This is a genomic window from Kitasatospora sp. NPDC101176, assembly GCF_044768035.1.
Classification (GTDB): Bacteria; Actinomycetota; Actinomycetes; order Streptomycetales; family Streptomycetaceae; genus Kitasatospora.
Window position 1 is genome coordinate 90,177 of the sequence record NZ_JBIWPA010000032.1, and the last position, 12,095, is coordinate 102,271.

At 73.3% G+C, this 12,095-nt stretch carries 10 protein-coding genes; 5 read left to right on the forward strand and 5 right to left on the reverse strand.

Features of this window, described 5'->3' with window-relative positions; genetic code table 11:
- Window positions 1-201: 201 nt before the first annotated feature.
- The 4 genes from ACIRS1_RS31635 to ACIRS1_RS31650 all read left to right on the forward strand — a co-directional run bounded on the left by ACIRS1_RS31635 (window position 202) and on the right by ACIRS1_RS31650 (window position 5,874).
- Window positions 202-2,406, forward strand: a complete 2,205-nt coding sequence (locus tag ACIRS1_RS31635; RefSeq protein WP_402845605.1) for an MMPL family transporter — start codon at window positions 202-204, stop codon at window positions 2,404-2,406.
- Window positions 2,407-2,702: 296 nt separating this feature from the next.
- The gene (locus ACIRS1_RS31640; protein ID WP_360212358.1) at window positions 2,703-2,909 is read left to right on the forward strand and encodes a cold-shock protein; all 207 of its coding nucleotides are present in this window, start codon (window positions 2,703-2,705) and stop codon (window positions 2,907-2,909) included.
- Window positions 2,910-3,068: 159 nt separating this feature from the next.
- Window positions 3,069-4,778 carry a DEAD/DEAH box helicase gene (locus tag ACIRS1_RS31645; protein ID WP_360212357.1) on the forward strand — a complete coding sequence of 570 codons (1,710 nt, stop codon included), beginning with the start codon at window positions 3,069-3,071 and terminating at the stop codon, window positions 4,776-4,778.
- A 382-nt stretch (window positions 4,779-5,160) separates the two neighbouring features.
- On the forward strand, window positions 5,161-5,874 hold the full coding sequence (locus ACIRS1_RS31650; RefSeq protein ID WP_402845607.1) for a ricin-type beta-trefoil lectin domain protein: 714 nt from the start codon (window positions 5,161-5,163) through the stop codon (window positions 5,872-5,874).
- 73 nt (window positions 5,875-5,947) lie between these two features.
- Here ACIRS1_RS31650 and ACIRS1_RS31655 read toward each other — a convergent pair whose 3' ends face one another.
- Window positions 5,948-6,838, reverse strand: coding sequence for an AraC family transcriptional regulator (locus ACIRS1_RS31655; RefSeq protein ID WP_402845608.1), 891 nt, complete (start codon window positions 6,836-6,838; stop codon window positions 5,948-5,950).
- Between the two features lie 97 nt (window positions 6,839-6,935).
- Here ACIRS1_RS31655 and ACIRS1_RS31660 point away from each other — a divergent pair, with 97 nt between their 5' ends.
- Complete coding sequence (locus tag ACIRS1_RS31660; protein WP_402845610.1) at window positions 6,936-7,850, forward strand: MBL fold metallo-hydrolase; 915 nt, start codon at window positions 6,936-6,938, stop codon at window positions 7,848-7,850.
- A 97-nt stretch (window positions 7,851-7,947) separates the two neighbouring features.
- Here ACIRS1_RS31660 and ACIRS1_RS31665 read toward each other — a convergent pair whose 3' ends face one another.
- From ACIRS1_RS31665 to ACIRS1_RS31680, 4 genes are all read right to left on the reverse strand, one after another.
- The gene (locus ACIRS1_RS31665) at window positions 7,948-8,691 is read right to left on the reverse strand and encodes a sirohydrochlorin chelatase (protein WP_402845612.1); all 744 of its coding nucleotides are present in this window, start codon (window positions 8,689-8,691) and stop codon (window positions 7,948-7,950) included.
- 11 nt (window positions 8,692-8,702) lie between these two features.
- On the reverse strand, window positions 8,703-9,629 hold the full coding sequence (locus ACIRS1_RS31670; RefSeq protein ID WP_402845613.1) for an ABC transporter permease: 927 nt from the start codon (window positions 9,627-9,629) through the stop codon (window positions 8,703-8,705).
- Window positions 9,616-10,419 carry an ABC transporter ATP-binding protein gene (locus ACIRS1_RS31675; RefSeq protein ID WP_402845615.1) on the reverse strand — a complete coding sequence of 268 codons (804 nt, stop codon included), beginning with the start codon at window positions 10,417-10,419 and terminating at the stop codon, window positions 9,616-9,618. The genes ACIRS1_RS31670 and ACIRS1_RS31675 overlap by 14 nt, the downstream gene beginning before the upstream one ends.
- 145 nt (window positions 10,420-10,564) lie before the next feature.
- Entirely contained in the window at window positions 10,565-11,722 is a 1,158-nt protein-coding gene (locus ACIRS1_RS31680; protein ID WP_402845617.1) for an aliphatic sulfonate ABC transporter substrate-binding protein, read from the reverse strand.
- Between the last annotated feature and the right edge of the window lie 373 nt (window positions 11,723-12,095).

Consider the following 12,095-nt stretch of genomic DNA (forward strand, 5'->3'; position numbering starts at 1 on the left):
CCGGTTCGGGGCGGCCCGACGGGGGTTGGAACACGGGGGCTCCTTGCCGGTCGGCAAGCACGTGCTCGTAGGATGACGCCCAGACCTACTTACCTGCCGACCGGCTAGGGAGCGTCGACGAGCGTCTCCCGCCGGTCCTGCCGTCGCCCGGCGTCCCGTCCCCCAAGGGCTGCGGTGAACCATGCCCAGGAGGCATCGAGCATGTTCCACCGACTAGGACAATTCGTCGTCCGCCGCGCGTGGTGGGTGATCATCGCGTGGGTGGTCGGGATGATCGCCGTCGTCGCCACGGCGCCGAAGGTCAGCTCCCAGACCGACGAGGCCGCCTTCCTCCCCAAGCACTACGAGTCCATCCAGGCCATGCAGGTGCAGGAGCGGGCCTTCCCGTCCGCCTTCACCCCGTCCGCGCTCGCCCTGTTCGAGCGCAACGACGGTGGCGTGCTCACCGACGGCGACAAGGCCGCGATGGGCAAGCTCGTCGACGACATGACCGCCAAGAAGATCGACGGCGTCGCGAAGATCGTCCCGCCGAGCGACCAGTTCGGCTTCTCGCCGGACCACAAGTACGCGATGGCCATGATCGAGGTCGACAAGGCCAAGCAGCAGGACCAGAACCAGATCGCGGACGTGGCCAAGGCCATCCGCGACGAGGGCAAGTCGCTCGCCGGCAGCACCGAGCTGAAGTTCCAGCTCGGCGGCCCCGCCGCGCAGGCCCTCGACCAGAAGGACGCCTCCGGCTCGGCCGAGGGCATCATCACCATGGCCACCCTGCTGCTGGTCATCCTGATCGTCGGCATCATCTTCCGCAGCGTCCTGGCCGGCCTGCTGCCGATCCTGGTCTCGCTGGTGGTCGCGCTGCCCGCCTCCATGGGCATGATCAACTACGCCACCAAGGCGTTCGACCTCAAGAGCACACCGGTGCTGATGGCGATCCTGATCGTCGTCGTGCTCGGCGTCGGCACCGACTACTTCCTGTTCCTCGCCTTCCGCTACCGCGAGCGGCTGCGGGCCGGCGACGACCGCAAGGACGCCGTGGTCAACGCGGTCGGCCGGGTCGGCGAGGCGATCGCCTCCGCCGCCGGCGCCGTCACCATCGCCTTCGCCGCGCTGATCCTCTCCAGCCTCGGCATGTTCCAGGCCCTCGGCCCGGCGCTGGCCATCGCGGTGGTCGTCACCGCCCTGGCCGCGCTCACCCTGGCCCCGGCGCTGCTCGCCGTCATCCCCGCCCGCGCCGTCTTCTGGCCCGGCAAGAAGTGGATGAACGAGCCGAGCACCGCGCGCTTCACCGCGCTCGGCCGCGTCGTCCAGAAGCGTCCGGCGCTGGTCGCCGCCTCCTCCGGCGCCGTCCTGATCGCCCTGTCCGTCGGCGCGCTGAGCTACAACGGCCTGTTCGACATGGCCGGCAGCTCCATGCCCAAGGACAAGGAGTCGATGGTCGTCCAGGACAAGATGGCCACCGGCTTCTCCGCCGGCGCCGCCGACCCGAGCCAGGTCTACCTGAGCAGCACCGGGGGCGCGAAGCTCGACCCGGCCTCCTTCCAGGCCTACGCCGACAAGCTCCAGGGCGTCACCGGGGTGTCCAAGGTCTACGTGCCGAGCGCCGAGGCCAAGAGCGTCAGCGCCGACGGCACCACCGCCCAGTTCACCGTCATGCTCAAGGACGCGCCCGCCAGCAACGAGGCGATCGACGCCGTCACCGCGCTGCGCGAGGTCGCCCACGGCCAGGCCCCGGCCGGCACCGAGGCCAAGGTCGCCGGCCTCACCTCGGTGTACAAGGACATCAACCTGGCGATGACCCACGACTACAAGCTGGTCTTCCCGATCGCCGGGCTGCTGATCCTGCTCATCCTGGCGCTCCAGCTGCGCAGCGTGGTCGCCCCCTGGTACCTGATGGCCTCGGTCGGCCTCGGCTTCAGCGCCACGCTGGGTGCCACCACGCTGCTCTTCCAGAAGATCGGCCACGAGACCGGCCTGATGTTCATGATGCCGATCCTGATCTACCTCTTCGTGGTGGCGATCGGGACGGACTACAACATCCTGATCATCGCCCGACTGCGCGAGGAGGCCCGCGAGGGCCGCAGCCCGCGCGAGGCGGCCCGCGAGGCGCTGCGCCACGGCGGTCCGACCGTCGCCGCGGCCGGGTTCATCCTGGCGGCCTCGTTCGGGACGTTCATGCTCGCGGGCAACACCTTCATGATGGAGTTCGGCTTCGCGATGGCCTTCGGCATCATCCTGGCGGCCTTCGTCATGGCGATGTTCTTCACCCCGTCGCTCACCGCGCTGATCGGCAACGCCGCGTGGTGGCCCGGTCACGGCGCGACCCCGGGCCACGGCCACGGCCAGGGCGGCCGCCCCGCTCCGGTGGCGGGCTCGCACGGCGTGCCGGAGCCGGCCGGCCGGCGCTGACCGGTTCGTCCGGAAACAGGCGGCGCCCCGCTTCGGCGGGGCGCCGCCTGCCCCTTTCCCGGCGCCGCCAAACGTGATCTGTCGGGCAGAAAAGTCCCCGGTCAATCGGGGTGCCGCCGTGCTACAGTCGACTCAGTTGCAGTTTTGGTTCCCATGAACGTATGTGTGCGCCTGCTGGTTCCAACCAACAGGCGCATTTGTTTTGTCCGGTGTTTCAGTCTCCGGATGGGGATCGCGGCTACTCCGGGGTCCACACGGTGTGGATCCCTGATGCCCCAGTTTTAGAGGAGACGGTTATGGCTACCGGCACCGTGAAGTGGTTCAACAGCGAGAAGGGCTTCGGCTTCATCGAGCAGGCCGAGGGTGGCCCGGACGTGTTCGCCCACTACTCGAACATCCAGGCGAACGGCTTCCGTGAGCTGCTCGAGGGCCAGCAGGTCGAGTTCGACGTGACCCAGGGCCAGAAGGGCCCGCAGGCCGAGAACATCCGCGTCATCGGCTGACGTCAGCCTCCGCGCTGACTCGCGATATCGCGAAGCGGGGGCCCGCACCACTCGGTGCGGGCCCTCGCCCATGCCGCCGTACGGCCGGGGCGGCGAACTCCAATCCGACGGCCGACCAGCCCCCGACACCGGGGCTGTAGACCTCCGGACGGAGACCCCTTGACCACGCCTGCCCACCCCCCGCGCGACCGCGCCGCCCGCACCGCCGACCGCGGTGCCGACCAGGCCCGCCGCACCGAGCGCCCGCGCCGCGGCGAGAACGCCGACCGCGCCCGCCGCGGTGACAACCCGCGCGCGACCGGCGCCGACCGCTCGCGCAAGCCGCGCAGCCGCGCCGGCGCCCCCCGCACCACCACGCCCGAGGCCGCCGACTTCACCGTCGTCGAGGGCACCCCGGCCCGGCCCCCGGCGGCCACCTTCGCCGAGCTCGAACTGCCCAAGGGCATCCTCGCCGCGCTCACCCGCGAAGGCGTCACCGAGCCCTTCCCGATCCAGGGCGCCACGCTGCCCGACTCGATCGCCGGCCGCGACGTGCTCGGCCGCGGCCGCACCGGCTCCGGCAAGACCCTCGCCTTCGGCCTGCCGCTGCTGGCCCGCACCGCCGGCAAGCGCGCCGTCGGCCGCTACCCGCTGGCGCTCGTCCTGGTGCCCACCCGCGAGCTGGCCCAGCAGGTCACCGAGGCGCTCACCCCGTACGCCACCGCCGTCAACCTGCGGATCACCACCGTCGTCGGCGGCATGTCCATCGGGCGGCAGTCCAACGCGGTGCGGCGCGGCACCGAGGTCCTGGTCGCCACCCCGGGCCGGCTCGACGACCTGATCGGCCGCGGTGACGTCAACCTCTCCGACGTCGCCGTCACCGTCCTCGACGAGGCCGACCAGATGGCCGACATGGGCTTCCTGCCGCAGGTCAGCAAGCTGCTGGAGCAGGTCGCCGAGGGCGGGCAGCGGATGCTGTTCTCCGCGACCCTGGACCGCAACGTCGACCGCCTGGTCAAGCGCTTCCTCACCGACCCGGTGACCCACTCGGTCGACCCCTCGGCCGGCGCGGTCACCACCATGGACCACCACGTCCTCCAGCTGGATCCGGCCGACAAGGCGTCCACCACCGCGCACATCGCCTCCCGCGACGGCCGCGTGATCATGTTCGTGCACACCAAGCACGGCGCCGACCGGCTCGCGAAGCAGCTGCTCGCCAACGGCGTCAAGGCCGCGGCCCTGCACGGCGGCAAGTCCCAGCCGCAGCGCAACCGGGTCCTGGACCAGTTCCGCGACGGCAACGTCACCGCGCTGATCGCCACCAACGTCGCCGCCCGAGGCATCCACATCGAGGGCCTCGACCTCGTCGTCAACGTCGACCCGCCGGTCGACCACAAGGACTACCTGCACCGCGGCGGCCGCACCGCCCGGGCCGGCGAGTCCGGCACCGTCGTCACCCTCGTGCTGCCCGAGCAGCGCCGCGAGGTCAACCGGCTGATGACGGTCGCGGGCATCCGCCCCACCGTCACCAAGGTCCGCCCCGGCGACGCAGACCTCGCCAAGATCACCGGCGCCCGCACCCCCAGCGGCGTCGCGGTCACCCTCGCCGTCCCGGTCGTCGCCGCACCCGCGGCCGACAAGCCCGCCGAGGGCCGGACCGGCGCCCCGCGCCGCCGCGCCGGCAAGCGCTCCGGGCTGCCCACCGACGTCGACATGAACGGCAACCCGCGCCGCCCCCGCCCCAAGCAGCGGATGGGCGCCGCCGCCCAGGGCGACCGCCCGCAGGCCGCCGGGTTCATCGGCCGCTCCTCCGGCCGCGCCAAGCCCGGCAGCGGCGCCAAGAGCGGCTCCAACTACGGCACCGGCCGCCAGCGGCGCAAGTTCGACTGACGCAGCCCGTGGACGGACACCGGCCCGGCACCCCCCGCAGTACGGGGGTGCCGGGCCGGTGGCGTTCCGGCGGGGCGGTGCCGGTGCCCGCGCGGGGTGCCGGTGCGGCGACCGGCAGTGCCCGCGCGGGTGGCGGCGGTGCCCGCGCCCACGAACGACCGGGCGACCGGCGCCCGTCCGGGCCGCCCCCGCCGGAAACCGCCGGTCGCCGCACCGCGGCCGCTCAGCAGCGGTGCGACCGGCAGTTCCGGCGAGCTGCCGGTTGACGCCCGATACCGCTTCCCCGAGGCTTCACGAGCCCCGCACATTCCGCACGGAACTGTCACGGGCCAAGCCGAACAAGCCGACTGACGAACAGTCATCCACGAAGGGGACCGGTTCCATGCGCCGCACCACCGCCCTGCTCGCCTCCTCCCTGATCGCCGCCGCCGGCGCGCTCTTCGCTCCGGCCACCGCCGCCCAGGCGGCCCCGTCCTGCACGGTCTACGCCGGCCCGTGGAACGCCGTCGGCACCTGCACCGGCCTCGACCCGATGCAGACCTGGGCCGTCACGGCCAGCTGTCAGTACTGGAACGCCGACCACACCATGCAGCTCTTCCGCCCGGCCTTCGGCGGCTTCGGGATGGGCGACGGCAGCGTCTCGGCGAGCTGCATGGTCGGCGACGCCGTCTGGTTCCCGCGCGTCGTCCTCGGCGCCACGCCCCCCGCCGGTCCGACCGGCCAGATCACCGGCTACGCGAGCAAGTGCGTGGACGTGAAGGGCGCGAACGCCGGCAACGGCACCCCCGTGCAGATCTACGACTGCAACGGCAGCGTCGCCCAGAAGTGGCGGATCGGCGTCGACGGCACCGTCCGCGCCCTCGGCAAGTGCCTGGACATCAAGGGCGGCGGCACCGGCAACGCCACCCTCGCCCAGCTCTACGACTGCAACGGCACCGGCGCCCAGCAGTGGCAGGCCCGCCCCGACGGCTCGCTTCTCAACCCGCAGTCCGGCCGCTGCCTGGACGACCTCGGGTTCTCCACCACCAACGGCAACCAGCTGGGCATCTGGGACTGCAACGGCGCCGCCAACCAGAAGTGGAACCTGCCCGTCTGATCCGGGCGCCCCGCGCGGGGCGGTGCGGCCGACGCTCCTGCGGCCCCTCCGGGGAGCCGTCGGCCGCACCGCCTCAGGGCCGCTCCGCCGCCGCGCGGTAGCGGCCCGGGGTGAGCCCCGCGTGCCGCTTGAAGGCGTGCGAGAACGCGAACGGCGAGCCGTAGCCGACCTGCCGCGCCACGGCCGGCAGCGGCTGGTCGGTCTCGCGCAGCAGCCGCGCCGCCGTGGTCATCCGCCACCACGTCAGGTAGCCGATGGGCGGCTGCCCGGTGAGCGCGGTGAACCTGCGGGCCAGCGTCGCCCGCGACAGCCCGACCCGGGCCGCCAGGTCCTCCACCCGCCAGGGCCGGGTCAGGTCGGAGTGGATCGCCTCCAACGCGGCCGCCACCTCGCGGTCCCGCAGTGCCAGCGGCCACCCCTCCTGCGCGTTCCCGTCGAGCCAGGCCCGCACCAGGTACACCAGCAGCAGGTCGAGCAGCCCCGAGACCGCCGCGTCCCGGCCCGGCCGGGCCCCGGAGGCCTCCGCGGCCAGCAGCTCGATCGCCGCGCGCAGCTCCGGGTGGCGGCCGAGCCGGGCCGGGACGTGCACCACCTCCGGCAGGCCGGCCAGCACCGGGTGCGCGCGGGTGCGGTCCAGCCGGTACTTGCCGCACAGGAAGTCGGCGGCGCCGTCCGGGGCGTCCGCCCCGTCGACGAGCGTGCCGAACGGCGCCGGGCCCGTGACCCGCGGCGAGTCGGACAGCGCGTGCGCGCCGCCGTGCGGCACCAGGACCGCGTCCCCCGCCTCCAGCCGGGTCGGCTCGCCGTGCTCGGGGACAAGCCAGCCGGCGCCGCGCAGCAGGACGTGGAACCCGGCCCCGTCGTAGGGCTCGAACCGCTGGCACCACGGCCCGAGGACCCGCAGCCGGTCGGAGGAGGGCCGCCCGGTGCGCATGGCGGCGATCGCGTCGCTCAGTACGTCCACCGGCTCATCGTACGGGCGCCAGGTGGCGAGACGATCGCGCAATCATCCGAGCCGATCGGGCATCGGAACGCTCGCCCGCCCGACCTAACGTGGAGTCATGCAGACCTTCCACCTCGGCGAGATCGAGGTCACCAAGATCGTCGAACTCCAGGGCCCGTTCGCGCCCGCCCGCACCGTCGTCCCGGGCTCGCCCCCCGAGCTCTGGCGGGACAACGCCGCCTGGCTGGCCCCCGACCACTGGAACCCCGCGGACGACCACCTCGTCGGAGCGGTCCAGACCTGGATCCTGAACTGCGCCGACAAGGTCGTCCTCGTCGACACCGGCGTCGGCAACGACCGCGACCGGCCCCAGGCCCCGCTCTTCAGCGGCCTCGAGGGCGACTTCCTCGACCGGCTCGCCGCCGCCGGCGTCCGGCCGCAGGACGTGGACTTCGTCGTCAACACCCACGTCCACTACGACCACGTCGGCTGGAACACCCGGCTGGAGAACGGCGCGTGGACGCCGACGTTCCCCAACGCCACCTACCTGATCCCGCTCGCCGACCAGCGCCACTTCGACCCCCGCAACGCCCACCGGCGCCCCGCCGCCCGGAACGAGCAGGAGCGGGCCGCCCGGGCCGGCGACGAGCTCGTCTACACCGACAGCATCGCCCCCGTGCTCGGCCAGGCCGTGCTCTGGGAGGGCACCCACCGCATCGACGCCGCCCTCACCCTCGAGGCCGCCCCCGGCCACACCCCCGGATCCGCCGTCCTGCGGGTACGGTCCGGGACGGACCGCGCCGTGTTCGTCGGCGACCTGATGCACAGCCCCGTGCAGATCCTCGACCCCAGCCACAGCAGCTGCTTCTGCGAGGCCCCGCAGCAGGCCGCCGCCACCCGGCGCGGCGTGCTCGAACGCGCCGCCGACGACCGCGAACTCGTCGTGCCCGCGCACTTCGCCGGCGCCGGCGCGGCCGAGGTCCGGCGCGAGGGCAGCCGCTTCGCGATCACCGGCTGGGCCCCGGCGGCCTGATCCGCGACCGGGCCGGTGATGCCGCGGGCGGGTGGTCCAGCGGGTGGCCGGGTGGGCGAGCGGTCGGCCAGCCGGTCGGCCAGCCGTCCGGGCGGGCTCAGGCGGACAGCGCCGCCGGCGCCGGGACCGCCGCCCGCGCGGCCGCCCGCGCCCCGTCGTAGCGCTCCAGCAGCAGCTCCGCCACCTCGGGGGCGGCTCCCAGCACCCCGGCGACCAGGTCGGCACCCGCCGCCTCCGCCGCGATGCGGTCGGGCAGCAGCCCCGGTGCCAGCAGGTACGGCGAGACGGCGGTGCGCACGGCCCCGGCCGCGCGCAGGGCCGCCAGCGCCGCGGGTACGCGCGGACCGGAGGCCGAGGCGTACGCCACCTCGACGCCGGCCCAGCCCCGGGCGCGGCGCCACCGGTCGGCCACCGCGCGGGTCGCCGCGTCGGCCGCCGGGTCCGAGGAGCCCGCGGCCGCCAGCACCAGTCCGGTCCGGGCCCTGACGGCCGCGGAGCCCACGTCCAGTCCCGCCTCGGCGAGCCGCCGCTCCAGGGCGGCGAGCAGCAGCGGGGAGGGCCCGAGCACGTCCGCCACCGGCAGCCCGGAGCCGGCGGCCCGCAGCGCGCCCGGGACGTCGTGCTTGGCGTGGAAGGCCCGGTTGAGCAGCAGCGGGACCGCCACCGCCGCCCCGAGCCGCCCGACCACCTGGGGGATCCGCGGGGCGCAGTGGTCCAGGTAGGCGGTGGCGACCTCCAGGCCGGGCCGCCGCGCCCGCACCCGCTCGACGAGCGCGGCCACGGTCGCGGCGTGCCGCGGGTCGCGGCTACCGTGCGCGATCAGGAGCAGGGCGGGCGTCATCGGTCGTCACCTCACTTGGCGGCGGCCAGCAGGCCGCGGTTGCGCAGCACCCGGCGCTCGACCGGGGTGAACACCAGCAGTTCGATGGCGATGCCGACGAACAGGATCAGGACGATGCCGAGCAGCACCCCGGACATGTCGGAGAACTCGCGCTGGTTCTCCAGGTACCGGCCGAGGCCGAGGCCCAGGTCGGGGGAGGAGGCCACCAGCTCGGCGGCCATCAGCGAGCGCCAGGAGAAGGCCCAGCCCTGCTTGAGGCCGGCCAGGTAGCCGGGCAGCGCGGCCGGGATGAGCACGTGCCGGGCGCCGGTCAGGCCGGTGGCGCCGATGGTGCGGCCGGCCCGCAGGAACAGCGGCGGCACCTGGTCGATGCCGGCCACCAGGCCGTTGGCGATCGACGGGACGGCGCCGAGCAGGATCACCGCGTACATCATCCGGTCGTTGATGCCGAGCCAGATGACCGCGGCCGGCACCCAGGCGACCGAGGGCAGCGACTGCAGGCCCTGCAGCACCGGCCCGATCGCGGTGCGCACCGGGCGCACCCGGGCCACGACCAGCCCGATCGGGGTGCCGATGACGACGGCCAGCACGAAGCCGGACAGGCCGCGCCAGACGCTGGTCCAGATGATGGAGAACAGGGTGCCCTGGTACCAGAGGTCCTGGGCGGAGTGCCACACGTCGGCCGGACTGGGCAGCTTGTAGGCGGAGGTGAGGTGCAGGCTGTACGCGCCCTGCCACAGCGCCAGCACCACCAGCACGCCGATCAGCGGCGGCAGTGCCTTGGCCCGCAGCGCCTCGCCGAGCGAGCCGCGCTGGGCGGAGACGGCGTCCAGGGCGTCGAGGCCGGCGCCGACGTCCGCGGTGTCGGTGGGGGCGGCCCGGTCGGCCGGGGTCCGGTCGGTCTTGTCCAGGACCGGAGTGGTGTCAGTGCTGGCCATGGCGACGGATCTCCCCACGCAGTTCTTCGGTGATCTCGATGGACAGGTCGGCGACGCCCGCGGACTCGATCCGGCGGGGTTGCGGCAGGTCGATCCGCCACTCGCGGGCGACCCGGCCCGGGCGGGAGGAGAGCAGCACGACGCGCTGGGCGAGCCGCACCGCCTCGCGCACGTTGTGGGTGACGAACAGGACGGACAGCTGCCGTTCGGCCCAGATCCGGGTGATCTCGTCGTGCAGCACGTCGCGGGTGATGGCGTCGAGCGCGGCGAAGGGCTCGTCCATCAGCAGCACCTTGCTGCCCTGGGCGAGGGCGCGGGCCATCGCGACGCGCTGGCGCATGCCGCCGGACAGCTCGTGCACCCGCTTGCCGTAGGAGCCCTTGAGGCGGACGAGTTCCAGCAGGCGCTCGGCCTCGGCGCGGCGTTCGGCGCGCGGGACGCCGGCGAGCTTGAGGGCGAGCTCGATGTTGCGTCCGGCGGTGAGCCAGGGGAACAGCGCGTGCTCCTGGAACATCAGGGCCGGGCGGCCGCCGGGCACCTCGATGCTGCCCGCGGTGGGCCGGTCGAGGCCGGCCACCAGGTTGAGCAGGGTGGACTTGCCGCAGCCGGAGGCGCCGAGCAGGGTGACGAACTCGCCGGGCGCGACGTCGAGGGTGATGTCGTCCAGGACGTGGGTCTGCGCGCCAGGGCGGCCGAAGGACTTGTGCACGTGCGAGATCCGGACGGCGGGCGTGTCGACGGGGGCGTCGGTGCCGGCGGCGTCCGCCGAGGTGGTCAGTGCCGGGGTCATCCGGGCACCTCCTGCGTGAGTGGTCTGGCGGGTTCGGGGCCGGGGCCCGGCCCCGCCCGTCCCGGTGGGCATCGATCGTGGATCGACCGGGCGGGCGGGGGTCCGGACCGCGGAGTCGGGGAGCGGGACTCGGTGCTGCCCGGCGCTACTTGGCACCGAGCCCGGCGTCCGCCACGGGGCTCTGGCCCTTCTCCTTGAGCACCTTGTTGAGCAGGGTGAGGTCGTAGATGCCGTTCAGGTTCGGCTTCTTGAGGAGGCCGGCGGTGACGGCGTGGTCGGCTTCGGCCTGGAGGGTGCCGGCGAGGGGGTCGTCGAGGAAGTCGATGTCGGCCCAGGCGGGGTCGAGGACGGCCGGTTCGAGGGCGTTGCCGGCTTCCTTCCTGATGGCCTCGTTGGCGTCGGCCTTGGCCTTGTCGGGGTTGGCCTTGATGAAGGCGTTGGTGGTGACGGAGCCGCGCAGGACGGCTTCGACGACGTCGGGGTGTTCGGTGAGGAACTTCTGGCTGACGATGAGGTTGGTGATGACGAACTTCCTGTCGGGCCAGACGTCCTTCTCGTTGAGGAGGACCTTGGCGCCGAGGGTGACGAGCTTGGAGGCGGTGGGTTCGGGGACCCAGGCGCCGTCGATGGAGCCCTGCTTGTAGGCGTCGGGGGTGACCTTGTTGTCGGTGCGCACGACGCTGACGTCGCCGGCGCCGGAGCTGGCGTCGACCTTGTAGCCCTTGCCGGCGAGGTAGTTGAGGAGGGCGACGTCCTGGGTGTTGCCGAGTTGGGGGGTGGCGATCTTCTTGCCCTTGAGGTCGTCGAGGGTGGAGATCCTGTCGGGGTTGACGACGAGTTTGACGCCGCCGGAGGCGGAGCCGCTGATGATCTTGAGGGATTTGCCGTCGGACTTGGTGTAGCCGTTAATGGCGGGGGAGGGGCCGATCCAGCCGATGTCGATGGAGCCGGCGTTGAGGGCCTCGATCTCGGCGGGGCCGGCGTTGAAGACCTGGGTCTTGATCTGGGTGGCGCCGAGTTCCTTCTGGTAGAGGCCTTCCTGGAGGCCGACCAGGGCGGTGCCGTGGGTGAGGTTGGCGAAGTAGCCGATCTTCACGGTGTCGGCGGAGAGCTTCGCGCCGGAGGCACTGGAGGCGGCGTCACCCGCGGCGGCGGGCTTCTTGTCGTCGGCCTTGGAGCCGTAGCTGCAGGCCGAGAGCAGGGTCACGGCGGTGAGGCCGGCCACCGCGGCCACGGCGGAGCGTCTGATCCGGCCGGCGTTGGGGCGGACGAGGGTATGCGAAGGCGTCGGGTTCGGTGCCATGGCAGGTCCTGTTCACGGACGGACCGTCAGGAGACGGTCTCGGGACGGAAGTTCGGAAGCTGTGCTTGCGGCATCGTGGATGCCGGGCAAGCCGGGCCGGTCGAGGGGAGGTGGCCCGGTGACAGAGCGTTCTCAGCCCTGTCGGCCCACACATCGGGTCAGGCCGCCCTGGCCGCTGCCGAGGACGCCGCTGCCGATGCGGCCGCCTTCCTTGTCCATGCCCGAGAACGCCTCGCTGGGCATCAGACCCAGTCCTCCTCGTCGGTGGCGTCGGTGGTGGTGCGTACGGTCGCGAAGGCCTCGCCCGCCATGCCGGCGGTGAGGGTGGTGCCGTCGGCCGGGTCGATCAGCAGGAACGATCCGGTGCGGCGGT